21 protein-coding genes are annotated in these 22,795 nt (G+C 73.9%); 12 read left to right on the top strand and 9 right to left on the bottom strand.

What is annotated here, in order from left to right:
* Window positions 1–8: 8 nt before the first annotated feature.
* Window positions 9–1,172, bottom strand: coding sequence for a cytochrome P450 (locus BJ999_RS35730; RefSeq protein ID WP_179837346.1), 1,164 nt, complete (start codon window positions 1,170–1,172; stop codon window positions 9–11).
* A gap of 197 nt (window positions 1,173–1,369) precedes the next feature.
* On the opposite strand from BJ999_RS35730, the gene BJ999_RS35725 reads away from it, so the two are divergent.
* The 5 genes from BJ999_RS35725 to BJ999_RS35705 all read left to right on the top strand — a co-directional run bounded on the left by BJ999_RS35725 (window position 1,370) and on the right by BJ999_RS35705 (window position 6,745).
* Window positions 1,370–1,981 (top strand): TetR/AcrR family transcriptional regulator, encoded by a 612-nt coding sequence (locus BJ999_RS35725; RefSeq protein ID WP_179837345.1) that lies wholly within the window; start codon window positions 1,370–1,372, stop codon window positions 1,979–1,981.
* A 145-nt stretch (window positions 1,982–2,126) separates the two neighbouring features.
* Complete coding sequence (locus BJ999_RS35720) at window positions 2,127–3,353, top strand: PucR family transcriptional regulator (RefSeq protein WP_229809987.1); 1,227 nt, start codon at window positions 2,127–2,129, stop codon at window positions 3,351–3,353.
* Between the two features lie 32 nt (window positions 3,354–3,385).
* Window positions 3,386–3,994: a TetR/AcrR family transcriptional regulator gene (locus BJ999_RS35715; RefSeq protein WP_179837343.1), complete on the top strand. Its 609-nt coding sequence runs from the start codon at window positions 3,386–3,388 to the stop codon at window positions 3,992–3,994.
* A complete protein-coding gene (locus BJ999_RS35710) occupies window positions 3,991–5,331 on the top strand; it encodes an MFS transporter (protein ID WP_179837342.1) in 1,341 nt (446 codons plus the stop codon). Before BJ999_RS35715 ends, BJ999_RS35710 begins: the two co-directional genes overlap by 4 nt.
* Window positions 5,321–6,745 (top strand): pyridoxal phosphate-dependent decarboxylase family protein, encoded by a 1,425-nt coding sequence (locus BJ999_RS35705; RefSeq protein WP_179837341.1) that lies wholly within the window; start codon window positions 5,321–5,323, stop codon window positions 6,743–6,745. Before BJ999_RS35710 ends, BJ999_RS35705 begins: the two co-directional genes overlap by 11 nt.
* A gap of 25 nt (window positions 6,746–6,770) precedes the next feature.
* Here the strand turns inward: BJ999_RS35705 and BJ999_RS43835 are convergent, their stop codons facing one another.
* The gene (locus BJ999_RS43835) at window positions 6,771–9,410 is read right to left on the bottom strand and encodes a D-alanyl-D-alanine carboxypeptidase family protein (RefSeq protein WP_229809986.1); all 2,640 of its coding nucleotides are present in this window, start codon (window positions 9,408–9,410) and stop codon (window positions 6,771–6,773) included.
* A gap of 212 nt (window positions 9,411–9,622) precedes the next feature.
* On the opposite strand from BJ999_RS43835, the gene BJ999_RS35695 reads away from it, so the two are divergent.
* The 3 genes from BJ999_RS35695 (at window position 9,623) to BJ999_RS35685 (ending at window position 11,701) form a co-directional block, all read left to right on the top strand.
* Window positions 9,623–10,201 (top strand): RNA polymerase sigma factor, encoded by a 579-nt coding sequence (locus tag BJ999_RS35695; protein WP_229809985.1) that lies wholly within the window; start codon window positions 9,623–9,625, stop codon window positions 10,199–10,201.
* A complete protein-coding gene (locus BJ999_RS35690) occupies window positions 10,198–11,214 on the top strand; it encodes an LCP family protein (protein ID WP_179837339.1) in 1,017 nt (338 codons plus the stop codon). Before BJ999_RS35695 ends, BJ999_RS35690 begins: the two co-directional genes overlap by 4 nt.
* Before the next feature lie 67 nt (window positions 11,215–11,281).
* Window positions 11,282–11,701, top strand: a complete 420-nt coding sequence (locus BJ999_RS35685) for a CBS domain-containing protein (protein ID WP_179837338.1) — start codon at window positions 11,282–11,284, stop codon at window positions 11,699–11,701.
* Between the two features lie 42 nt (window positions 11,702–11,743).
* Here the strand turns inward: BJ999_RS35685 and BJ999_RS35680 are convergent, their stop codons facing one another.
* The gene (locus BJ999_RS35680) at window positions 11,744–12,901 is read right to left on the bottom strand and encodes an aminotransferase class V-fold PLP-dependent enzyme (protein ID WP_179837337.1); all 1,158 of its coding nucleotides are present in this window, start codon (window positions 12,899–12,901) and stop codon (window positions 11,744–11,746) included.
* 124 nt (window positions 12,902–13,025) lie between these two features.
* Between BJ999_RS35680 and BJ999_RS35675 the strand changes: the two genes are divergently transcribed.
* Window positions 13,026–14,906 carry an ABC transporter ATP-binding protein gene (locus tag BJ999_RS35675; protein ID WP_179837336.1) on the top strand — a complete coding sequence of 627 codons (1,881 nt, stop codon included), beginning with the start codon at window positions 13,026–13,028 and terminating at the stop codon, window positions 14,904–14,906.
* A 34-nt stretch (window positions 14,907–14,940) separates the two neighbouring features.
* Here the strand turns inward: BJ999_RS35675 and BJ999_RS35670 are convergent, their stop codons facing one another.
* The 3 genes from BJ999_RS35670 to BJ999_RS35660 form a co-directional block, all read right to left on the bottom strand.
* The gene (locus tag BJ999_RS35670) at window positions 14,941–15,375 is read right to left on the bottom strand and encodes an SRPBCC family protein (protein ID WP_179837335.1); all 435 of its coding nucleotides are present in this window, start codon (window positions 15,373–15,375) and stop codon (window positions 14,941–14,943) included.
* Between the two features lie 153 nt (window positions 15,376–15,528).
* Window positions 15,529–15,840: an ArsR/SmtB family transcription factor gene (locus BJ999_RS35665; protein WP_179837334.1), complete on the bottom strand. Its 312-nt coding sequence runs from the start codon at window positions 15,838–15,840 to the stop codon at window positions 15,529–15,531.
* On the bottom strand, window positions 15,837–16,202 hold the full coding sequence (locus BJ999_RS35660; RefSeq protein WP_179837333.1) for a VOC family protein: 366 nt from the start codon (window positions 16,200–16,202) through the stop codon (window positions 15,837–15,839). The genes BJ999_RS35665 and BJ999_RS35660 overlap by 4 nt, the downstream gene beginning before the upstream one ends.
* 102 nt (window positions 16,203–16,304) lie before the next feature.
* Between BJ999_RS35660 and BJ999_RS35655 the strand changes: the two genes are divergently transcribed.
* Window positions 16,305–17,225, top strand: coding sequence for an NADP-dependent oxidoreductase (locus BJ999_RS35655; protein WP_179837332.1), 921 nt, complete (start codon window positions 16,305–16,307; stop codon window positions 17,223–17,225).
* Window positions 17,226–17,246: 21 nt separating this feature from the next.
* Here the strand turns inward: BJ999_RS35655 and BJ999_RS35650 are convergent, their stop codons facing one another.
* Window positions 17,247–18,062, bottom strand: coding sequence for a hypothetical protein (locus BJ999_RS35650; protein ID WP_179837331.1), 816 nt, complete (start codon window positions 18,060–18,062; stop codon window positions 17,247–17,249).
* 112 nt (window positions 18,063–18,174) lie between these two features.
* Here BJ999_RS35650 and BJ999_RS35645 point away from each other — a divergent pair, with 112 nt between their 5' ends.
* A complete protein-coding gene (locus tag BJ999_RS35645; protein WP_179837330.1) occupies window positions 18,175–18,420 on the top strand; it encodes a hypothetical protein in 246 nt (81 codons plus the stop codon).
* Entirely contained in the window at window positions 18,417–18,896 is a 480-nt protein-coding gene (locus tag BJ999_RS35640) for an SRPBCC domain-containing protein (RefSeq protein WP_179837329.1), read from the top strand. The genes BJ999_RS35645 and BJ999_RS35640 overlap by 4 nt, the downstream gene beginning before the upstream one ends.
* A 140-nt stretch (window positions 18,897–19,036) precedes the next feature.
* Here the strand turns inward: BJ999_RS35640 and BJ999_RS35635 are convergent, their stop codons facing one another.
* Entirely contained in the window at window positions 19,037–19,774 is a 738-nt protein-coding gene (locus tag BJ999_RS35635; RefSeq protein WP_179837328.1) for an SDR family NAD(P)-dependent oxidoreductase, read from the bottom strand.
* A gap of 163 nt (window positions 19,775–19,937) precedes the next feature.
* Window positions 19,938–22,619 carry an ATP-binding protein gene (locus BJ999_RS35630; protein ID WP_179839031.1) on the bottom strand — a complete coding sequence of 894 codons (2,682 nt, stop codon included), beginning with the start codon at window positions 22,617–22,619 and terminating at the stop codon, window positions 19,938–19,940.
* Window positions 22,620–22,795: the final 176 nt, after the last annotated feature.

Here is a 22,795-nt window from a genome sequence, read left to right as displayed (position 1 = left end):
GCGAGCGGTCAGCGGGGGGTCAGGGCTACCGGGAACTCGGTCACACCTCTGACGAAGGCGTTGCGGAGGATTCGGGGGCCCTCGTCGTCGGCCCACTGGGCGGTGTCCACGCGGGCTATGAACTCCTCGAAGAAGATCTGGAGTTCCAGGCGGGCGAGGGAGGCGCCCAGGCAGAAGTGGGGGCCGAGGCCGAAGGCGATGTGGTCGCCCGGACGGCGGGTCACGTCGAAGACGTCCGGGTCGTCGAACACCGCCTCGTCGCGGTTGGCGGAGCCGTACATCAGCAGGATCTGGCCGCCCGCGGGGATCGTCACGCCGGCGATCTCGGCGTCGGTCGCGGCGACCCGGCACATGTTGAGGATCGGGGTCGTCCAGCGGACGAACTCCTCGACGGCGTCCGGGATCAGGGACGGGTCGTCGCGCAGCTTCCGCCACTGCTCCGGGTGCCGGATCAGGGCGTCCAGGGCCGTCGCTATGACCGTGCGGGTCGTCTCCGCGCCGCCGACCAGCAGGAGCAGCGCCTCGTGGGCCAGGTGCTCGTCGTCGTAGGCGGGCTGGTCCGGGCCCGCGTTCGACCAGACCGACAGCAGGTCGTCGGTCGGGCGGGCGCGGCGGTCCTCGGCCATCTCCAGCACCGCGAGCGCGTACTCCCCGGCGGCGATCGTCGCGTCGTCGGTGATGTAGCGGAGCCCGCCGCCCGCGTACACGGCCGTCGCCGACCAGTGGACGAGACGCGGCCACATGTCCTCGGGGAAGCCGAGCAGCCAGCCGATGACGCGGGCGGGCAGGGGCGCCGCCAGCGCCGGGACGGCGTCCACGGTGCCGGCCTCCAGGGCCGTGGTGATGCAGTCGACGGCGGTGGCCCGGATGCGGTCGGCGTAGCCGGAGACGCCGCGCGGGGTGAAGCGCTGGTAGACCATGCGGCGCCGGTGCGCGTGCTCGGGATCGTCCTGCCCGATCATCGACGGGTCGGACGGCAACTGCGGGCGGTACCCGCCCGCGTTCGTCCACACCTTGGGGTTCCGCTCCACGGCGAAGACGTCCGCGTGCCGCGCGACGCCCCACAGGCCGTTCTCCTCGTCGTGGTAGACGGGCGCCTCGGCGCGGAGCCTCGCGTAGACGGACCAGGGGTCGGTGGCGTACATCTCGCCGTCGAGAAGGTCGATGGCCATGGGCTCGCTCCTCGGGGCCGGAGAGGGAGACGTGCATCCAGACTACCGTCTCACCCAAGCAAGCGGTAGGTCTATCGTGAATGGGGACGCGTCGCCGGTAAAGGGGCATACGCCCGGGATTTACGCATTCGGGGGCGATGTACGGAAGAATGGGAAACGTTCACGGCGAGGCGGGCCATGCGGAAGGGCAGTGCGATTTGAGCGGCGATGCGCGGTTCACCGTCACGCGGACGCTGAGCAAGGATCAGCAGGCGCGCCGCGAGCGCCTGATCGACTCGGCCCGCGAGCTCGCGCTGGAGGGCGGGTACCCGGCCGTCACCATGCACGACGTGGCCGACCGCGCCGGGGTCGCCCGCGCGACCGTCTACCGGTACTTCGCCACCAAGGACCACCTGCTCACCGAGGTGGCGGCGACCTGGGCGCACCACGTCACCGACGACATCGACGCGCTCGCCGTCGGCGACACCCCGCAGGAGCGGCTCACCGCGCTGCTGGAGCGCATCGTCCACGTCGCGGCGGCGGAGCCGACCCTGACGTCGGCGATCATCCAGGCCGTGACCTCGGACGACTCCAGCGTCGACGACGCCCGCACCGTGCTGTTCCTGTTCCTGCGCGACCGGCTCTCGACGGCGATCGGCGACCCGGTGCCCGAGCGGGACGACGTCGAGATCGTCCTCGCGCACATCCTGCTCGCCGCGCTGATCAGCCTGGCGTCGCTGCGCCAGCCGGCGGAGGAGGTCGCCGCGATGGTCCGCACCGCCGGGCGGCTGGTGCTGGCCGGCGCGTTCGCCGCTCCCGCCCCGGGCTGAACCGGCGGGCGGGGCGGACGCCCCCGCGACCGGCGTCCCGTCGGGTTTTTGTCAGTTCGCTTACAAGGGACGCAGCGCAATGCGTAACGCGTCGTGCAGCCCGCCCGGCCGGTCGTCGGTAGCTTCCGGAGCGGGAGGTGCAACGGTGACCACGAGCCTTGAGCAGCGCTCGCCGCTGAAACCCTGGGCCGGCGTCCCCCGCGAGCTGTCCACCGTGTTCCGGCCCCACCTGGACGCCCTCGCCGAGGAGATGATCGAGGAGATCCTCGCCGGGATCCCCGAGTACTCCCGCCCGCAGGACGAGGAGTACGCGCGGCTCGTCCGGCTGGCCGTCGAGGGCGCGCTGCGCCAGTTCGTCGACCTCATCATGGACCCGGAGAGCTCCTGGGAGCCGGTCGCCGCCGTCTACCGGGAGATCGGCTGGGCGGAGGCGCGCGAGGGCCGCAACCTGGACATCCTGCAGACCTCGCTGCGGCTCGGCGCCCGCGTCGCCTGGCGCCGGCTCGCCGCCGAGTCCGAGCGGTACGACATCTCCCGCCGCACCCTCGCCGGCATCGCCGAGGCGATCTTCGCGTTCCTGGACGAGATCGCCCGCGCCGCCACCGAGGGCTACACCAAGGCCCGCGAGCAGGAGGCCGGCGAACTGGAGCACCGCCGCCGCCGGCTGCTCGACCTGCTGCTCGCCGAACCGCCCGCCGCCCCGCAGGCCGTGGCCGACCTGGCCCGCCTCGCCCAGTGGCGCGTCCCGCGCACGGTCGCCGCCGTCGTCCTCTACGAGCGGGGGCGGCAGCCCTTCTCGCACCCGTCCCTCCCGCCCGACGTGCTCGCGGACGTCAACCGCCGCGAACCCTGCCTGCTCGTGCCCGACCCGGAGGGCCCGGGACGCGGCCGGATGCTGGAGTCGGCGCTGCGCGACTGGGTCGCCGCGCTCGGCCCGACCGTCCGCACCGAGGACGCGGCCAGGTCGCTGCGCTGGGCGCGGGAGGCGCTGCCGCTCGCGCGCCGCGGCATCCTGCCGTCCGACCGGCTGGTCCGCTGCGCAGAGCACATGCCGGCGCTCGTCGTCTTCAAGGACGAGGAGCTGGTCCGCGCCGTCGCCGAGCTGCGGCTCGCGCCGCTGAAGGAGGTCCGGCCCCGGCACCGCGAGCGGCTCATGCGGACGCTGCTGGCCTGCCTGCAGAACGGGTTCAACGCCACCGAGGTCGCGAACCGCCTGCACGTCCACCCGCAGACCGTCCGGTACCGGCTGCACCAGCTGGAGGAACTCTTCGGCGAGCGGATGTACGAGCCGGAGCTGCGGCTGGAGCTGGAGATGGTGCTGACCGTCTGGCTCACCGCACCCGCCGCCGCGGTCTCTCAATCAAGCGATTGACCGGGCGCGGTCCGAGCCCCTAGCTTGGGCAGATGAGCAGCAGCGATACCGGACGGGACCGGATCATCGAGGCCGCCACCCGGCTGTTCGCCGCGCTCGGCTACGACGGGACGTCCACCCGGATGATCGCCGAGGCCGCCGGGCTCAACGTCGCCACCGTGGCCTACCACGTCGGCGGCAAGCGCGACCTCTACCTCGTCGTCATGGAGCGCGCCCACCGGGCCGAGCGGCAGGTGCTGGAGAAGGCGCTCGCCGAGATCACCCCGGACGTGGAGGGCCTCCTCACCCTCGTCGACCGGTACGTCGAGTTCTGCATGGAGCGGCCCGAGATCCCCGCGCTGTGGATGCACCGGTGGCTCTCGGACGCCGCCGACGTCGCCCATCTGGAGGACGAGTACGTCCGGCCGCTGATGGAGATGGTCAGCGAGGCCGCCCGCAACGTCGTGGACGACCGGGTAGACCTCGACTACCTCGTGTGGACGGTCGTCTGGTGCACGCACGGGTTCGGCTCGGGCGGCATCCTCGACCAGGGCGGGAAGCGCCGGGGGGTGGACGACCCGCAGGCGGTCACCCGGTTCCGCGCCCACATCCGCCGGACGGTCGCCGCGGCGATCGGCCCGCCCGCCGGCAGCCCCGGATGACCACTGCGCTGCCCCGGCGGCGGCTCCTCGGCTACGGCGTCGGCTCGATCGGTACCGGCGTCTTCTCCTCGGTCCCCGGGCTGCTGCTCCTGTACTACCTCACCGACGTCCTCGGCGTGTCCGCCGCGATCGCCGGGGCCGTCCTCGTGGTCCCCAAGGCATGGGACGTGCTGCTCAACCCGATCGTCGGCGCCGCCAGCGACCGCGAGGCCGTCCGGACGGGCCGCCGCACCCGCTTCCTGATGCTGGGCGCGCTGACCCTGCCGGTCCTGTTCGCCGCGATGTTCGCCGTTCCGGCCGACTCCCCGGGGTTCGCGGCCGGCTGGGCCGGGATCATGTTCCTGCTGGCGGCCAGCGCGTTCGCGTGTTTCCAGGTGCCGTACGTGGCGCTGCCCGCGGAGATCTCCGGCGACCCGTCCGAGCGCGGGCGCGCGATGGCGTGGCGGGTCGTCTGCCTGACGGTCGGCATCCTCGTCGCGGGCGGGCTGGCGCCCGTCCTGACCGGTGCCGCCGGCGGCGGGCGCGCGGGATACGCCCTGATGGGCGGCGTGATCGGGCTCGTCATGGGCGCGGCCATGGTGGCGAGCACGCTGGCGACCCGCTGGATCCCCTCCCGTCCGGGGCCGCACCCGCTCGGGCTGGCCGCCGCGCTGCGCACCGCGCGCGGCAACCGCCCGTTCTTCCTGCTGCTCGGCGCGCACGTCGGGAACACCCTCGCCGTCGCGATCATGCTGGCGGGCGCGCCGTACATCGCGACGTACCGGCTGGACGACTACGGGCTCACCTCGGCGATGTTCGTCTGCATGGTCGCGCCGAGCGCGTTCGCGGTCCCGCTGTGGCGACGGCTGGCCCGCCGGTACGGGGAGGTCGGCTGCTATGCGGCGGCGCTGGTGGTGTTCGCCGCGACCGGCGTCGCCGCCTACCCGCTCATCACCTCCACCGCCGGGGTCCTGGCCCTCAGCGCCCTGATCGGCATCTGCTACGCGGCCGTGCAGCTGCTCCCGCTGTCGCTGATGCCCGAGACCGTCCACGCCGACGCCGGGCGGACGGGGCACGCGCAGTCCGGCGCCTTCACCGGACTGTGGACGGCCGCGGAGACGGGCGCGCTCGCCCTCGGCCCCGGCGTCTTCGCGCTGATCCTGGCCCTCTCGTCGTTCCAGTCCTCCGACCTGGACACCCCCGTCGTCCAGGAGGAGTCGGCCCTCACCGGGCTGACCGTCGGGTTCACGCTCGTCCCGGCCGCTCTGCTGCTGCTCAGCGTCCCCCTCCTGCTGGCCTATCGCCGGCGGGCCGCCGTCCACCGCCCGATCGAGGGAACACCGGAACATGCCGTCTGACCGCCTTCCCGAAGCCGGCCGCCCCGGCGCCGACCTGCTCGCCGAACTCGCCCGGCTGCGCGACGCCGACCTGCCCGTGCGCGGCGGCCAGGTCACCGCCTACGTCTACGACACCGGGCGGGAGGCGGTGCACGACCTCGCCGCCACCGCCTACCAGGAGATGCTGGAGGTCAACTGCCTGGACCCGACGGCGTTCCCGAGCATCGTCGCGCTCGAACGCCAGATCGTCGGGTGCGTCGCGGACAAGCTCGGCGGCGGTACCGGCGTCTTCACCAGCGGCGGCACCGAGTCGATCATGCTGGCGGTGAAGGCGGCGCGGGACGCCCGGCCGGTCGAGGGCACGCCCCAGATCGTCCTGCCGGCGACCGCGCACCCCGCGTTCCACAAGGCGGCGCACTACCTCGGCCTCGAGGTCGTGCACGTTCCCGTCGACGACGCGTTCCGCGCCGACCCGGCCGCGACCGCCGCCGCGCTCACGCCCCGCACGGTGCTGGTCGTCGCCTCGGCGCCGTCCTACCCGCAGGGCGTCATGGACCCGGTCCCGGAGATCGCCTCCATCGCCGCGTCCGCCGGGGTGCCGTGCCACGTGGACGCCTGCGTCGGCGGCTGGGTGCTGCCCTGGCTGCGCGACGCCGGACGGGACGTCCCGCCGTTCGACCTGTCCGTGCCCGGCGTCACGTCCCTCTCCTGCGACCTGCACAAGTACGGCTACTCGCCCAAGGGGGCATCGGTCGTGCTGTTCGCGGACGAGTCGGTCCGCCGCCGCGCCTACTTCGCGTCCGCGGAATGGCCCGGATACACCGTCATCAACGCGGGCGTGCAGAGCAGCAAGAGCGCCGGGCCGCTGGGTGCGGCGTGGGCGACGCTCATGGCGGTCGGCGGCCGGGGCTACCGCGACCTCGCCGAGTCCGCGATGACGGCGGCCGAGCGGCTGGTCGCGGGCGTCGCGGAGATCCCGGGACTGCGGGTCCTCGGCGAGCCCGCCGCCCCCCTCGTCGCCGTCGCCTCGACCGACCCGGCGCTGGACGTGTTCGTCGTCGCCGACGAGGCCCGCGCCCGGGGCTGGTTCTTCCAGCCGCAGCTGTCCTACCAGGGCATCCCGCCGAACCTGCATTTCACGCTCACCGGCGTCAGCGACGTCGACGCGCTCCTGGCCGCGCTCGCCGACGCGGTGAAGGCCGCCCGCGAGGCCGGGCCGCCGGACGTCCCGTCCGGCCTGGTGGACGCGCTCGCCGGCCTGGACCTCGACAGCCTCGACGACGCAGGGTTCGCGGGGCTGCTCGCATCGGTCGGCGTCGACCTCGCCGGCGGCGCGGAGCCCGAGATGGCCATGGTCAACGCCATCCTGGACGCCCTGCCGCCCGCCACCCGCGAGGCCCTGCTGATCCGCTTCCTGTCGGCCCTGTACGCCTAGCGGTGTCCCCCCGCCGTCCCCGCGCCTAGCCGAGGCGCGTCAGCCGCTTGACGATGGACGGGGACCGCCCCGTGCCGACCTCCACCGGCACCCGTGCGGCGCCCGTGTCCACGGCCCCGGCCTTCGTGCCGCGCTCGGGCTCGGCGGGCGGGTCGCCGTCGTATCCGACGGGCACGGTGAGGCCGGGCCAGCCGACGACGTTCACCGGCGACGGGGCGGCCAGCGCCTTCCTGCCGCCGAGCCCGTCCTCGATCCAGGCGACCGTCTGCCCGGGGCGCGCCAGCGGCGCCACGACCATGGCCTGCTCGGCCGCGACGAGGATGCCCTCCGCCGTGTTGACGGCGTCCGCCGCGCTGGGGGAGCGCTGCCCCATCACCGCGCCCACGATCAGGGTCTGCGTGCCGCCGACGTTCCGGTGCGCGGCGAACACGAAGTTCCCGCCCGCCGCGTCCGTGTACCCGGTCTTGCCGGCCACCACGCCGTTGCGTCCCAGGATGAAGTTGCCGCCCTGCCGCGGGGACCCGCCGCCGTCCGGCACGTACATCCGGTTGTTCACGATCTCGGTGAACGCCGGGATCTGCATGGCCGCCCGCAGCAGCTTCACCTGGTCGGCGGCCGTGCTGACGGTCCCGGAGTGGTAGCCGCTCGGGTCGGTGTAGCGCGTGCCGGTCATGCCCAGCCGCTTCGCCGCGGCGTTCATCTTCGCCACGAACGCCTGGTCGCTCCCGGAGTCCCAGCGCGCCAGCTCGTGCGCCACGTCGTTCGCCGAGATGATGAGCAGGGACTCCAGCGCCTTGCGCTGGGTCAGCCGCTGGTTCGCCGTGACGCCGAGCAGCGACTCGCCGCGCCGCTTGCGCGCCGGGATCTGCGCCGCCGCCTGCGGCGACACCGTCAGTACCGGTCCCGCCTCGCCGGACTTCAGCGGATGCTCGCTCAGGTAAACATAGGCCGTCATCACCTTGGCGACGCTCGCCGTGGGCGTCGGCACGGCGCCGCCCGACGCGCCCATCGTCCCGAGCCCGTCCACGTAGAGCACCGCCTGGCCCACCGCGGGCCACGGCAGCACCGGCGCCTGCCCGGGGAAGGTGTGGCTCGAAGCGATGGCCAGCCGCACCGTCGGGTCGGGCGGCGGCCGCAGCAGCTGCCCGGCCACGAGCCCGGCCACGAGGACCAGCATGGCCGCGACGACGACGGGCCAGCGCCGCTTGCCCTTCCGCTTCTCCGCCACGGCGGGCGCGGCCGGAGGCACCGGTTGGGCCGGTTGGGCCGGAGACACCGGTTGGGCCGGTGGGGCCGGTGGGGCCGCCCCGTCCCAGGGCACGCTCCACTGCCCGGACGTCCGCGCCGCCGGAGCCGGAAGCGCGGCCTCCCAAGGCCCGCCCTGCGCCGACAGATCCGGCAACCGCTCGACCCGCGTAGGGCCGGCGGACGAGGGCGCGCCGCCACGGACGTCGCCAGGGGCCTCAGGCCACATGGCCGGTGCGGCCGAGCCCTGGGCGTGTTCGCTCTCGGGCGGCGTGGAAGCACGCGGCGGAGCAGGCAGTGCCCGGTTGGCGCGTGTTTCGGGGACGCCGCCGGGGCGTTCCTGCGGTCGCGGTGGCTCGGGAGTCGTGCGAGGCGCCCCTTGGGGACGTCCCGTCTCCGGGGGTGCCGTGTGCCGTGAGGGGGCGGTCGGCGCCGCACCGGCACGGGCGTCGCGGACGTTGCCGGGTGTGCCCTGCTGCGCTGCCGGCGCGGGCGCGCCGGGACGTTCGCTGTCGGGCGGCGCGGGTCGCGCCCGGTCGCCGCGCGTTTCGTGGACGCCGCCGGGGCGTTCCCGGTGTTGCGGCGGCGCCGGGGCGATGCGCGGGGCCGCGCCCCGAGGACGCTCGGTGTCGTGCGGCGCGCCAGAGGGCGCCGCGTGTCGCCGCGGCGGGGCGGGTGGAGCCGCGCCAGTAGTACGGGCCTCTGGGGCATCGCCCGGCGTTTCCCGCTCTGTCTCCGGCTCAGGAGCGCCTGGGGGGTGTCCGTTCGCGGGACGTATCGCGTGGCGGCCACTGCTTCGGGGCGTTGCGGCCGGTGGTGGCTCGTCGTCGGGCTTCGGGGGCGCTGCATGGCGCCGTGCCGGGGTGGTGCGCGCCTCGCGTGCCTCGTCGGTGCGTTCCTGCGTTTCCTGCGGCGTGGCGGCGGTGCGGTCCTGCTGGGGCGCGGTGGTCTGCGGGGTGCGGTCGTCCTCGGGGTGTTCTTCGGCCGGGGACTCCTCCGGTGGGGAGGCGGTGCGGCTCTCCTGGGCGGGCTCCTCGTCCTGGGCGGACGGTGACGTGGGGCGCCAAGGCTTGGTCTCCGGGGACGGAGGAGCAGCGGCGGGCGGAGCCTCCCGTTCCGGCTCCTCTTTCGGGGGAGGAGACGTGAACTGGACGTACCAGGTGCTGCCCGCCGGTTCCTCGGACGCCTCGTCGCCGGCCTCGTCAGCGGCCTCGTCAGCGGTTTCGTCCGCGCCCTCGTCCAGGTCCTCGTCCGCGGCCTCGTCCACGACCTTGTCGGTCTCGTCGCCGGGCTCGTCCTGCGGCTTGGCGGGACGGCGGACGGCGATGTCCGGACGGGTCAGGTTGACCTTCACCGGCACGCGGAACTCAGCGGTTCTGTTGCGCGCCGGTTCCGCGTCAAGCTCGGCGTCGTCGCCCACGTGCAGACCCCCTCTGCTCGTCCCCGACAGGCGGCGGAGCGGTCCTGCCGACAACCCCGTGCATATAGAGGATGCGCATTTTATCGGGAAGGTTCGCCGGGTTCCGTATCGGCGCGCGGTGTCGCCGTGAACCTGGGGCGCGGGTTGCGGAGATACATCGCTGACAACGTCCCCGCACGGGAAGGCCCGGTGCGCATGCCATGGTGGCCGCGATGACCGTTCCCCCGACGGCTCGGGAGTGCGACGCCGCTCTCATCGAGCGTTCGCTCGCCGATCCCGAGGCGTTCGCCGCGCTGTTCGACCGCTACTCGGCGATGCTCTACCGCTACGTCTCCCGCAGGCTCGGGGAGGCCGCGGAGGACGTCGTCGGGGAGACGTTCCTGGTCGCGTTCAGCAAGCGGCACCGCTTCGACCTGGAGCACCGGGACGCGCGGCCGTGGCTGTTCGGCATCGCGACGAAGCTGGTCGCGCGGCACCACCGGGCGGAGGCCGCGCGCTACCGGGCGCTGCGGCGCAGCCCCGTGGACGGCCCGGTGGAGGGCCCCGACGACCGCGTGGCGGCGGGGGTGACCGCGTCGGCGACCCGTCCCGTGCTGGCGGCGGCGCTGTCCGGCCTGGCGCGCCGCGACCTGGACGTCCTGCTCCTGGTGGCCTGGGGCGACCTGTCCTACGAGGAGGCGGCGCGGGCGCTCGGCATCCCGGTCGGCACGGTCCGCTCCCGCCTCAACCGGGCCCGGCGCAAGGTGCGCGCGGCGCTCGGCGACACCGACCCGACGCGCGAGGAGGCGTGACCGTGGACGATCTGGACCTGATCCGCGGCCTCGGCCGCGACCTGGAGCACGAGCCGCCGCCGTCCCTCGCCCGGCAGCGGAGCCGGCTGCTGGACGAGGCGCGGCGCGGGCGCCGCGCCACGCTGCGCTGGACGGGCATGTTGCGCTGGACGCTGCTCGGCGTGGTCGCGGTGGTCACGGCCGCGGCGATCCTGGTCCCGGCGGTGGTGCTGCACGGGCGCGGCGAGAGGCCCACGGCGACCGGCTCGACCGCGCCCGCCGCCGCCAGGGCGCTGAACGTGCTGGTCATCGGGCTGGACGCCCGCCATGGCGGCCTGTCGCGCTCGGACACCCTGATGCTCGTGCACGTCCCCGCCGATCGGAAGAGGCCGCAGGTGGTCAGCATCCCGCGGGACGTCCTCGTGCGGATCCCCGCCTGCGGCCGGACCCCGGCGCGGCAGGCGACGGTCAACACGGCGTTCCCGCTGGGCGGCGCCGCCTGCACGCGCCGGACGGTGGAGGCGCTGACCGGCGCCCGGATCGACCAGACCGTGACCATCGACTTCGGCGGGTTCACGCGGGTGGTGGACGCGCTCGGCGGGGTCGAGGTGACGCTGCCGAAGGCGGTCGACGACCGGAACTCCGGGTTGGACCTTCCCGCGGGCCGGCACCTGCTGAACGGGACGCAGGCGCTCGCCTACGTCCGGGTCCGGCACGGCCTCGGGGACGGCTCGGACCTGGACCGGGTCAGGCGGCAGCAGCGCTTCCTCGCCTCGCTGGCGCGACAGGCCAAGGCCCTCTCGACGCAGAACCCGCTGAGGTTCGCGCGCTTCCTCACCGTCGCGGCCGGTGCGGTCGAGAGCACGCCGAAGCTGGACGCCGGGGCGCTGCGCACGCTCGCGCGGGGGTTCGACGGGAGCGGCGGGGTCGCCGCGGCCACGATTCCGGTCCGTCCCGCGCCCTCGGACCCGAACCGGCTCGTGGTGGACGAGGCCGCGGCCCGGAGGGTGCTCGCGCCGTTCCGGACGCGATGAGTGATCCCCCATCTGCGGGGTAGGGCCGCATCGTTCCCGGCTACGACCCACGAGCAAGGAGTGAGCGATGGCCACGAAAGTCCGCGACATCATGACCGGCTCGCCGACGTCGGTGTCGCCGGAGCTCGACATCGTGACCGTGGCGCGTGCGATGCGCGACGAGGAGATCGGTGCGGTCCTGGTGGCGGAGGGCGACGACCTGAAGGGCGTCGTCACCGACCGCGACCTGGTGGTGCGCGGGCTCGCCGCGGGCGGCGACCCCACCCAGGCCAAGATCGGTCAGATCGCCAGCAAGGTGACCGCGACGGTGGGGCCCGACGACTCCCTCGACAAGGCCGCGCAGATCATGCGCGAGCGGTCCGTGCGGCGGCTCCCCGTCATGGAGGACGGCCGTCCGGTGGGCATCGTGTCCATCGGCGACCTGGCGATCGAGCGGGACGCGGCGTCCGCGCTCGCCGACATCAGCGCGGCACGCTCCAACACCTGACCCTGCCGGCCTGGGCCGGCACGGACCCAGGGCAGCACGGACCTAGGCCAGCACGGACAGGAGCCGCTCCAGTTCCTCGTCGGTGTTGTAGTAGTGCACGGAGGCCCGCACGGCCGCTGGACGGGCGTGCGGGTCGTATCCGTGTGAGATCGGGTCGGTCACGTTGACGTTGACGCCCCGCTCCCTGGCCGCCGCCTTGACGGCGGCCGGGTCGCGTCCGTCCACGGTGAAGGTGACGATGCCGGACGGCCGCGCGCCCCTGTCCAGGACGGTGATCCCGGGCCGGGCGGCCAGTTCCTCCCGGAGCCGGGCGGCGAGGCCGAGGACGCGGTCCTCGATCCGCGCCGTCCCCAGGTCGGCCGCGTAGTCGGCGGCGACGCCCAGTGCGATCTGCCCGGCGACGTGCCGTTCCCACGTCTCGAACCGCCGGGCGTCCTCGCGCATCTCGAACCCGTCCGGCGCCTTCCAGTCGGCCGCCTGAAGGTCGAGGAACGGCGGGACGAGCGTCCGCAGGATGTCGCGCCGGACGTACAGGAACCCCGTGCCGCGCGGGCCGCGCAGGAACTTGCGCCCCGTCGCCGACAGGATGTCGCAGCCGATCTCTCCGACGTCCACCGAGAGGTGCCCCACCGACTGGCAGGCGTCCAGGAGGTACAGGACGCCGTGCGCACGGCACAGCCGACCGACTTCGGCGGCCGGGTTGATGAGCCCGTTGTGCGTGGGAATGTGGTTCAGCGACACCAGCCGGACGTCGCCCTTGGCCAGTTCGGCCTCCAGCGCGTCCAGAGAGAGTGTGCCGTCGGGCTCGTCCGGGACGACCTCCACGCGCGCGCCCTTGGCCGCGGCCACGTGCTGATAGGCGATCGCGTTGCTGGAGTACTCGCTCGTCGTCGTCAGGATGCGGTCGCCGTCCGCGAAGGGGATCGCGTAGAACGCCATGTCCCACGCCCGGGTCGCGTTCTCCACGAAGGCGATCTCATCAGGACGGGCCCCCAGAAGCCTGGCGACGGCGTCGTAGAAGTGCGCGATGGGCGCCTCGTTCTGCTCGGCGGCCTCGTATCCTCCGATCAGTGACTCCAGCTCGAGATGGCCGGTGACGGCGTCGATGACGGGGCGCGGCGGCAGCGCGGCCCCGGCGTTGTTGAGATGGGCCACCCGCGCGCAACCGGGAGTGTCGGATCGGACCTTGTCGATGTCCACAGGCGCCCTTCCTTCGCGGAACTGTCGTACCCCCGCGGGATCCTGGGATCCGGCGGCGACTTGACCTCAACCTTTCTTGAGGTCGCATGCTTGCTGTTCCAGGCTAACGATCACAGGGGTCTCCATGGACATGGAAGTCACGGCGTGGATGTCGCTGCACCACGCCATGAACGCGCGCGACAGCAGGCCGTTCTCCCGGGCGACGCTGCGGCGCATCGGCCGGTTCGCCCGCCCGCACCGTGGCATCCTCACGGCCTTCCTCCTGCTCAGCGTGATGATGGCGGTCATCGCCGTCGCGACGCCCGTCCTCGCCGGATGGGTCGTCAACGCGATCGTCGACCATGACGCCACGTCCACGGTCGTGTGGCTGGCCATTGTGATCGCGGCACTGGCGCTGGTCGAGGGCTCCCTCGGGCTCGTCAACCGGTGGCTGTCCGCGCGCATCGGCGAGGGGCTGATCCTCGACCTGCGCACCTCCGTGTTCGACCACGTCCAGCGCATGCCGGTCGCGTTCTTCACCCGGACCCGCACCGGCGCCCTGGTCAGCCGGCTCAACAACGACGTGATCGGTGCCCAGCGCGCGTTCAGCGACACCCTCTCCGGGGTGGTCAGCAACCTCGTGACGGTGCTGCTGACCTTCGCCGTGATGGTGCGCATCTCCTGGCAGATCACCTTGCTCGCGCTGGTCCTGCTGCCCGTCTTCGTCCTCCCGGCCCGCCGGATGGGCAGCCGCCTGGCGAAGCTCGAACGCGAGGCCGCGTCGCACGACGCCGCGATGAGCACGCAGATGACCGAGCGGTTCTCCGCCCCCGGCGCGACGCTGGTGAAGCTGTTCGGGCGCCCGGCGCGCGAGTCGGCCGAGTTCGCCGCCCGGGCCCGCCGCGTCCGCGACATCGGGGTCCGCACCGCGATGGTGCAGCACGTCTTCATCACGGCGCTCACCATGGTCTCGGCGCTCGCCCTCGCGCTCGTCTACGGCGTCGGAGGGTTCCTGTCCCTGCGCGGCCACCTCGACGCGGGCGCCGTCGTCGCCCTCGCCCTGCTGCTCACCCGCCTCTACGCGCCGCTGACCGCCCTGGCCAGCGCCCGCGTCGAGGTGATGAGCGCGCTCGTCAGCTTCGAGCGGGTCTTCGAGGTGCTCGACCTCAAGCCGCTCGTCGCCGAGAAGCCCGAGCCCCGCGACGTGCCCGAGGGCCCGGTGGCCGTCGAGTTCGACAACGTCACCTTCGCCTACCCGTCCGCCGACAAGGTCTCCCTCGCCTCCCTCGAAGAGGTCGCCACCCTCGACACCCGCGGCGGCGTCGACGTCCTGCACGACGTCTCGTTCCGCGCCGAGCCCGGCCAGATGGTCGCCCTGGTCGGCTCGTCCGGCGCGGGCAAGTCGACGATCGCGCAGCTGCTGCCGCGCCTCTACGACGTCGACTCCGGCGCCGTCCGGCTCGGCGGCGTCGACGTCCGCGAACTGTCGTTCCAGGCCGTCCGCGACACGCTCGGCATGGTGACGCAGGACGGGCACCTGTTCCACGAGTCGATCCGCGAGAACCTCCTGCTGGCCCGACCCGAGGCGGCCGAGGAGGAGCTCTGGGACGTCCTGCGCCGCGCCCGCCTCGACGCCCTCATCGAGGGCCTGCCCGACGGCCTCGACACCATCGTCGGCGAGCGCGGCTACCGCCTGTCCGGCGGCGAGCGCCAGCGCCTCACCATCGCCCGGCTGCTGCTCGCCCGCCAGCGCGTCGTGATCCTGGACGAGGCCACCGCGCACCTCGACTCCACGTCGGAGGCCGCGGTCCAGGAGGCCCTGACCGAGGCCCTCGAAGGCCGCACCGCCGTGGTCATCGCGCACCGCCTGTCCACCGTCCGCGCCGCCGACCTGATCCTCGTCGTGGAGAGCGGCCGCATCATCGAACGCGGCACCCACGAGGAACTCCTCGCCGCGGACGGCCGCTACGCCGATCTCTACCGCACCCAGTTCGCCGACGACCCGCCTCTGGAGCCCGTCGCCTGACCGCCGCAGGGCGTCTCGCCGCCCTGCGGCGGGGTCAGCGCAGGTCGGCGAGGAGGTCGTGCAGGGAGCGGAAGACGCCGGAGCGCCACCCGCTGCCCATGCCGCGGAAGGCGTGGGCGTTGACGGGGTCGTCCAGGTCGAAGCCCGCGTGCTCGACGAAGAGGCGGGTGCCGTGCCCTTCGGGGGCGAGCCGCCACGTCACCGTCGTGTCGAGGCCGCCTCCGCGCCAGCTGATGCGCAGCAGGCTCCCGTCCTCGACGTCGAGGACGCGGCACGCGATCGACCCGTCGAAGCCGATCGCCGGGATCGGCCCGGCGGTGAACGTGAAGCGGTGCCCGACGACGGCCTTGAAGTCGTTCGGCATCAGCCACCGGGCCAGCAGGTCCGGCTCGGTGAGCGCCCGCCACACCTTCGCGGGCGGATGCGGCAGGAACTCGTCCACTTCGATCGAGGCCCGCTCACCGCTCATGTTCCCCCCTCTTCCACGTCGCCCCCCGCGGAAACGGGCGACGGCGACGGCGCCCGGCACCAGGACGATGCCGGTGGTCCACGCCGGTGCCCGCCGGCCGGGCCCGCGCCTTCCCGAACCGCTTGACCAGGGCGGACGCCTCGCCGACAGGGGTCACAGGTCCTCCTCGTCCAGCAGGTCGCGCAGGTTGGAGAGCTTCTCCCGCCAGAACCGCTCGTACGGGGTGAGCCACTGCGAGAGCTCCCGCAGGGGCGCGGGTTCCAGCCGGTAGAGGCGCTGCCGGCCGTTGCGCCGCTCGCTGACGAGTCCGGCGTCGCGCAGCACCTTGAGGTGCTCCGACACGCTCGGGCGGCTCATCGCGAAGTGCGCCGCGAGCTCGTTGACCGGGCGCGGCCCGTCCAGCAGGAGGGCGGTGAGCTCCCGCCGGACGGGGCTGGCCAGGGCCGCGAAGACGTCCGACGTCAACGTGCGGCCAGCACGATGCCGTTGCCGTCGGGGTCGGGGTCGGTCAGCGTCGCCTGCCGCCCCCAGGGAAGGTCCTGCGGGCCCTCGACCCGCACCCCGGCGCTGCGCAGGTGCTCGCAGTCCGCGTCGAGGTCGGTCGTCTCCAGCATGAGCCCGTGCACGCTGCCGGGCGCCGCACCGGGCACGTGGTCCGCCAGGACGACGTTCGTCTCCGCGCCCTTGGGCGCCAGCTGGAGCCAGCGCATCGGGCCCGTCGAGCGGTCCATCACCACCTCGAAGCCGAGCTTGCCCGCGTAGAAGTCCTTGGCCGCGTCCTGGTCGGAGACCGGCACGGTCAGCAGCCGCACATGCGTGATGTTCATGCCCCGAAGATACGTAGGGAATTTCCTACCTGTCAAACGTAGGGAAGTTCCTACGCGTTGGCGGCCATGTTTGCCGGGCGGGCCGGGTGGCAGGTTGAGGGCATGCGTGCCGTCACCTATGACTCTTTCGCCAGCGACAACTCGCACCTGCGGACCGGGGACGTCCCGGACCCGAAGGTCGGCCCGGGGCAGGTCCTGATCGAGGTCCGCGCGGCGGGGGTCAACCCCGTGGACTGGAAGGTCATGGCCGGCGGCCTGGACGGGATGATGGACGCGATGTTCCCCGTCATCCCCGGCTGGGACGTCGCCGGGGTCGTGCGGGGGAGCGGTCCCGACACGCCGGAGTTCGCGGACGGCGACGAGGTCATGTCCTACGCCCGCAAGGACGTCGTCGGCGCCGGGACGTTCGCGCAGTTCGTCGCGGTCACGGCGGACGACGTGGCGCGCAAGCCCGTGTCGCTCGACTGGAACCAGGCCGGCGGGCTGCCGCTCGTCGGGATGACCGCGCAGCGTTCGCTGGACCGCCTGGGGGTCGGGCCGGGCGACGTCCTGCTCGTCCACGCGGCGTCCGGTGGGGTGGGAAGCCTGGCGGTCCAGATCGCACGGGACCGCGGCGCCCGCGTCATCGGCACGGCCTCGGAGAGGAACCACGAGTTCCTGCGCGACCTCGGCGCCGAGCCGGTCGTCTACGGGGACGGGCTGGCCGAGCGCGTCCGGGCCCTGGCGCCCGACGGGGTGTCCGCCGTCGCCGACTTCGTGGGCGGCCAGCTCGACACGACCCTCGCCGTCCTGGCCGAGGACGGGCGGCACGTGTCCGTCGCCGACAACACCGTCGAGGAGCACGGCGGCCACTGGATCTGGGTCCGTCCGAGCGGCGCGAAGCTGGCGGAGCTCGGGGCCATGGCCGACCGCGGCGCGCTCACGGTGGAGGTCGCCGGGACGTACCCGCTGGAGAAGGTGGGCGAGGCCTTCGACGCCAGCCGGGGCGGGCACACGCGCGGCAAGCTCGTCATCACACCGTGACCGCGGGACCCACCTGAGCCGCTAGATCGACTTTCGCGCCAGACCGGCCCGCCGGGCCCTCTCCCGGCGCTGGTGGTCGGCCTGCCGCCGGGCCTTGTCCTGCGCCGACCAGGTTGCGGGCTGCATGCACATCAGCTCACCCGTGCCCGGGACGAGGATCACTCCGCCGAACGGGTCGTCCCCGGCGAACCACACCCCGTTCTCGATCCCCCTGGGCCACCGGTCGGAGAACAGCGGCTCCCGGGCCGACATGCGCGGAGAACCGCCGGCGCCGAGGGTCAGGGACCGCACCCCGTTGCCGCGCAGGTTCGACTTCTGCACGGGCGAGCGGAACTCGAAGTCGTAGACCTTCAGTATCCGGGCGCATTTCCGCATGGAGACGATCTGGGGAAGCCAGAACCTCGTCCCCAGCAGCAGCGCCACCATCCCCGTGCCGACGAACGGGTAGAGGTAGTCGACGTCCACGGCGAGCGGCACGGCCACCATCGCGACGGAGACCACCACCACCAGCAGGTACCGCCCGATCAGGATCTTGTAATGGTGCTTCACCGGGCCTTCGCGGTCCGTGCCGTCCGTGGCATAGGGGACGGCGGCGCCGAACGGCCCTTCGAGCAGCACGTGCAGCGCCAGGAGCACCACGGTGGCGAGCCCGAGCATCCCGGGGATGGCGAGCCAGAAGAAGCCGTCGCTGAGGAGGGCGAGCACGAGCCCGTAGGAGATCGCGTAGCCCGGGACGAGCCAGGCCGCCCACCACCACCGGCCCCGCGGACCGGGGTCGGCCCCCGGCCGCTCGTCCGTCGGCGGCTCTCCGCCTGAGGCGGCCGAAGGTTCCGGCATGCCGCTCCATCCCTTCCGTCCGCCACGTCCGAAAATCGCGTGATCGTCCAAGGTAGAGGTGATCGTCCCCGCATGGCCACCGCACCGGGACCGGAGCTGGTAACTTGGTACCATGGTAAATGTTGAGCGGGTGCAGACCGGCGTGCGGATCGAGCGCAACGTGCTCAAGGTCCTCAAGGCGCTGGCCGAGTACCTCGACCTGTCCCTGGGCGACCTGGTCGAAGGCATCGCCCTGCACGCCTTCGAGGGGAAGGCCCCCTTCTCGCCGGAGACGCTCGCCAAGATCGAGCAGCTCAAGGACGTCTACGGCCTGACCCTGACCGCGGCGGACGCGCACACCCTGGACGAGACGCGATGAGCGGCGCCCGGCACCGGCTCACCGGCCGCCTGACGGTCGCACTGCCTTCCGGCGAGGCGTTTCCCCTGTTCACAGCGCAGGGCGAGCGGCGGTGGGTTCCCCATTGGGAGCCGTCCTTCCCCGCGCCCGTCGCCGACGACGCCGAGCCCGGGACCGTCTTCCAGACACCCGACCGCGACCACGGCCAGACCACCACCTGGATCGTCGTGGACGCGACCCCCGGGCGGCGCATCCGCTACGCGCGCGTCACCCCGGGCGTCAGCGCGGGAACGGTCTCCGTCGTCCTGGAGCAGGCCGGCGACCACAGCAACGTGACCGTCACCTACGAGCTCACCGCACTGTCCGACGACGGAGCCGCCCACCTGCGCCGGTTCGCCGACGGCTACCCCGCCTTCCTGACGGGCTGGCAGGACGCCATCTCCCAGGCCCTGCACGCCGAGACCCTGGACAACGACGGCCAAGGCCCGACCGCCTGACCGGCGACGGACGCTCAAGGCGTGCACTCGGCCGGGGTGCCCTGATGGCCTCGTCCTTCGTCCCGAAGGCGGGCGGACGCGGCTGAACGCGGACGAGACGCCGGGACGGCGCCTCGTCCGCGCGGTGGTGACGGGCCCGGTCAGTCGACCAGGGCGCCGGCGGAGATGTTGACCTGCGTGGAGGTCAGGCTGGCGGCGTGGTCGGAGGCCAGGAAGGCGGCGACGCGGCCGACGTCGGTGAGCGTCGCGGTGCGCTTGAGCAGGGTGGCGTCCACCATCTGCTGCTTCACCGGATCCGGCAGGCCCTCGCCGGGGATGCCGCCGGTGCGCATCGACAGGACGCGGACCGAGTGCGGCCCGAGCTCGCACGCCCACTGGCGGCGCATCGCCTCCACCATGTCGCTGCCGATCTGCACGGTCCCGAGGCCGGGCGCGCGGTTGGTGCCGTCGGACCCGCCGAAATGCAGGATCACGCCCGAGCCCTGCTTGACCATGTGCCGCGCGGCGGCCCGGGTGGTCACCAGGAACGAGCGCGCGACCTTCTCCATGGCGCGGCCGAAGTCCGCCGCCGGCATCTCGATCATGGGCCGGAACAGCGCGTCCTGGGAGATGAGGTTGACGGACACGTCGATGCTGCCGGCCGTCTCCACGACCGAGTCGACCCAGCCGTTCACGGCGTCCTCGTCCAGGGCGTCCACACGGGCCGTCTCGGCGAGGCCGCCCGCGGCCCGGATCCCCTCGGCGACGGCGTCGAGCTTGGCGGGGGTACGGCCCGCGAGGAACACCCGCGCGCCCTCGGCCGCGAAGCCGCGCGCCATGGCGCCGCCGATGTTGCCGCCTCCGCCGTAGATGACCGCGGTCTTGTTCTCCAGAAGCATCGTGGTTCTCCGTTCGTTCGAGGTGGCCACGACGCTACGAGCGCGGCGGGACGGGCCGCATCGGTCATCGAACGGGTGTTCAGGAGCGCAGGTCGGCGGGGGTGGACGGGGCCAGGAGCGGCGCGGGCGGGGCGGGACCGGCGGGTGCGGCGACGGGCCTAAGTCATGTGTCCGATACCAGCCGGGCCAGCTCCACGCGGCGGGTGACGCCGATCTTCGGGTACGCCTTGTAGAGGTGGTGCCCGACCGTGCGGGGGCTGAGGTAGAGCTGCGCGCCGATCTCCCGGTTGCTGAGACCGGCGGCGGCGAGCCGCACCACCTGGAGCTCCTGCGGGGTCAGCCGTTTCAGGGGGTCGGCGTCCCCGGACCGGGCCGCCGGACGGTCCCCGAGGACCTCCAGCTCGGCGCGGGCGCGCTCGGCCCAGCACTCGGCGCCGATCCGGGCGAACGCCTCCCGCGCCGCGGTCAGCTCCTCCCGGGCCTCGGTGCGGCGGCGCCGGCGGCGCAGCCATTCCCCGTACAGCAGCCGGGTCCGCGCGGTGTCGTAGACGCGGTCGCCGTGCAGGCCGAGGGCGGTGCGGTAGTGCTCGTCGGCCTCCTCCCCGGTGGCGAGCAGGGCGCGGCAGCGGGAGATCAGGGCCGTGCTGGACGTGGCCGCCGCCCACGCCTCGAACGCGGGAAGGTGGGTGCGGGCCAGCTCCGGGCGCCCGGCGCGCACGGCCGCCTCCGCGTGGTCCGGGACGGCGCGGATCAGCACGTCGTGCCGGGCGGGGCCGGAGCACACCGCGTCCAGCCGCTCCAGGGCGGCTCCGGCGTTCCCCTCGGCGAGGTCGAGCAGGCCGAGGCCCCAGGACGCGAGCGCGGTGTTGGTCGGGTGAAGGTCGGCGTGCTCGAGGACCCCCGCCGCCAGGGCGCGGCTGCGTCCGGCATCCGACTCCAGCCGCACTGCGATGCACCGCAGCGCGGTCACCTGCGTCTCCATGCCGATGTCGGCGGCAAGCGACATGCCCTCGGCCGCCGCCGCGTCCGCGCCGCGCAGGTCGCCGAGCAGCACCCGCCCGATCGCGAGGGCCTCCAGGATGTAGGGGAGCCAGCCGAGCGCGCCCCGGGACCTGGCCTGCGCGGCCATCCCCTCCAGCAGCCCGGTCGCGCCGCGGTCGTCGGCCACGAGCAGGCCCATGAAACCGCCGATGATGCGTTCGACGACCTCCTCGACCTCGCCGCTCCGCGCGGCCTCGAACAGGGCCCGCATCGGCGGGACGGCCCCCGGCGCGCCGTCCGCCAGCCGCCCGTAGGCGATCAGCCCGGCGGTCACCGGCGCCTTCGCCGAGCCCGCGGGCAGCCGCACCGTCCCGAGCAGCTCGACGCTGCGCCGCACCAGGTCGTGGGCGCCCGCGTCCCGGGCGGACCAGACGGCCTCCGTCAGCATGGACACCGCCTGCTCGGGGTCGCTCGCGGCGATGAGCGCCGCGCCCCGCAGCGCCAGCTCCGCGTCGGCCGCGGGCGAGGTGCGCTCGTAGGCGACCTGGGCGCGGATGAAGGTGGCCTCGGCGACGACCCCGTCCTGTTCGGTGAGGTGCTCGGCCTCCTCGGCGAGACGCGCGGCCTGGTCGGGCCGGCCGGCGTCGTAGGCGGCCCGCGCCGCGTGGACGAGCCGCCGGGCCTTGCCCTCCGGCTCGGTGCTGAGCCGCGCGGCGCGCTCGTACGCGGTGGAGACGGCGGCCGTGCCGCCGCGCAGCTCGGCGCGGTGCGCGACCCGTTCGAGCTCGGCGGCGACGCCCTCGTCGGGGCCGGTCGCGGCGGCCGCCAGGTGCCAGGCGCGCCGGTCGGCGTGCTCGTCGCCGGGCAGGGCGCGCGCCAGGGCGCCGTGGACGTCGATCCGCCGGTGGTGGGCCGCGTCCTGGTAGGTGACGGCGCGGATGAGCGGGTGGCGGAACCGCACCTCCCCGCCGTCCAGGACCACGAGCCCGGCCTCCTCGGCGGGTCCGAGGTCGGCGGGCGCGAGGCCGAGCGCGTCGCCGGCGCGCAGCACGATGCCGAGGTCGGCGGTGCTGTCGGCGGCGACCACCAGGAGCAGCCGGCGGGTGGCGTCCGGCAGCTCGGCCAGCCGGCGCCGGAACGTCTCCTGCACTCTGCCGCCGACCGGCAGCGGACCGGCGGGACGGGCGGGCCGCGACCGCAGGGCGTTCCCCAGCTCGATGAGCGCGAGCGGGTTGCCGGCCGCCTCGTCCAGCAGGCGCTCCCGCACCGGGACGGTGAGGCCGGGCACGCGCGCCGCCACCAGGTCTTCGGCGGCGCCGCGGTCCAGGCCGGTCAGCCGCAGCACCTCCAGGCCGCGGTCGGGGAAGGGCCGGGCGCCGTCCCGGACCGTGAAGATCATGGCGATCGGGTCGGCGCCGAGCCGGCGGGCGGCGAACAGCAGCGCGTCCAGCGAGGCGCTGTCGAGCCACTGCGCGTCGTCCACCAGGCACGCCAGCGGCCGGTCGGCGGCCAGCTCGGACAGCAGGGTGAGGGTGGCGGCGCCGATCAGGAAGCGGTCGCCGGCCGGCCCGGCGGCGAGACCGAACGCCGAGCGCAGCGCCGCCGCCTGCCGCTCGGGCAGCGCCTCGAAACGGTCGCGGTACGGATGCAGCATGAGGTGCAGCCCGCCGAACGCCAGCTCGCTCTCCGACTCGACGCCGGTGCCGCGAATGATCTGCATGTCCCCGGCGTCCGCCGAGATCCGGCCGAGCAGCGCGGTCTTGCCGATCCCCGCCTCGCCCCGGATGACCAGGGTCCGGCCGACCCCGGAACGGGCGTCCCCGAGAACCCCGGCGACGCGGTCCCTCTCACGGTCTCGCCCCATGAACACGCCGAAACACTACAAGCCGGGCCTCCCGCTCACCGGCCGCATCGAAGACAGGAAGAGGCCCTGGGGACGGTAGTGCTCCCCAGGGCCTCCGAAGTTGTGCTCAGAGCGTCAGCGGGCGCGGATCACTACTTCTCCCGCGGGCGGCGGGACAGGTCCGCCGGACGGGTTCG

Source organism: Actinomadura citrea (assembly GCF_013409045.1).
Classification (GTDB): domain Bacteria; phylum Actinomycetota; class Actinomycetes; order Streptosporangiales; family Streptosporangiaceae; genus Spirillospora; species Spirillospora citrea.
The sequence above is the reverse complement of the archived record's forward strand: the minus strand, read 5'-3'. Positions and strand labels throughout refer to the sequence as shown.

What these genes read in the sequence shown, in the direction of transcription:
- BJ999_RS35730 (WP_179837346.1), bottom strand. Translation starts at nt 1,172, where the DNA reads ATGGCCATCGACCTTCTCGACGGCGAGATGTACGCCACCGACCCCTGG.
- BJ999_RS35715 (WP_179837343.1), top strand. Translation starts at nt 3,386, where the DNA reads ATGAGCAGCAGCGATACCGGACGGGACCGGATCATCGAGGCCGCCACC.
- BJ999_RS35710 (WP_179837342.1), top strand. Translation starts at nt 3,991, where the DNA reads ATGACCACTGCGCTGCCCCGGCGGCGGCTCCTCGGCTACGGCGTCGGC.
- BJ999_RS35705 (WP_179837341.1), top strand. Translation starts at nt 5,321, where the DNA reads ATGCCGTCTGACCGCCTTCCCGAAGCCGGCCGCCCCGGCGCCGACCTG.
- BJ999_RS35695 (WP_229809985.1), top strand. Translation starts at nt 9,623, where the DNA reads ATGACCGTTCCCCCGACGGCTCGGGAGTGCGACGCCGCTCTCATCGAG.
- BJ999_RS35685 (WP_179837338.1), top strand. Translation starts at nt 11,282, where the DNA reads ATGGCCACGAAAGTCCGCGACATCATGACCGGCTCGCCGACGTCGGTG.
- BJ999_RS35675 (WP_179837336.1), top strand. Translation starts at nt 13,026, where the DNA reads ATGGACATGGAAGTCACGGCGTGGATGTCGCTGCACCACGCCATGAAC.
- BJ999_RS35670 (WP_179837335.1), bottom strand. Translation starts at nt 15,375, where the DNA reads ATGAGCGGTGAGCGGGCCTCGATCGAAGTGGACGAGTTCCTGCCGCAT.
- BJ999_RS35660 (WP_179837333.1), bottom strand. Translation starts at nt 16,202, where the DNA reads ATGAACATCACGCATGTGCGGCTGCTGACCGTGCCGGTCTCCGACCAG.
- BJ999_RS35655 (WP_179837332.1), top strand. Translation starts at nt 16,305, where the DNA reads ATGCGTGCCGTCACCTATGACTCTTTCGCCAGCGACAACTCGCACCTG.
- BJ999_RS35650 (WP_179837331.1), bottom strand. Translation starts at nt 18,062, where the DNA reads ATGCCGGAACCTTCGGCCGCCTCAGGCGGAGAGCCGCCGACGGACGAG.
- BJ999_RS35645 (WP_179837330.1), top strand. Translation starts at nt 18,175, where the DNA reads ATGGTAAATGTTGAGCGGGTGCAGACCGGCGTGCGGATCGAGCGCAAC.
- BJ999_RS35640 (WP_179837329.1), top strand. Translation starts at nt 18,417, where the DNA reads ATGAGCGGCGCCCGGCACCGGCTCACCGGCCGCCTGACGGTCGCACTG.
- BJ999_RS35635 (WP_179837328.1), bottom strand. Translation starts at nt 19,774, where the DNA reads ATGCTTCTGGAGAACAAGACCGCGGTCATCTACGGCGGAGGCGGCAAC.
- BJ999_RS35630 (WP_179839031.1), bottom strand. Translation starts at nt 22,619, where the DNA reads ATGGGGCGAGACCGTGAGAGGGACCGCGTCGCCGGGGTTCTCGGGGAC.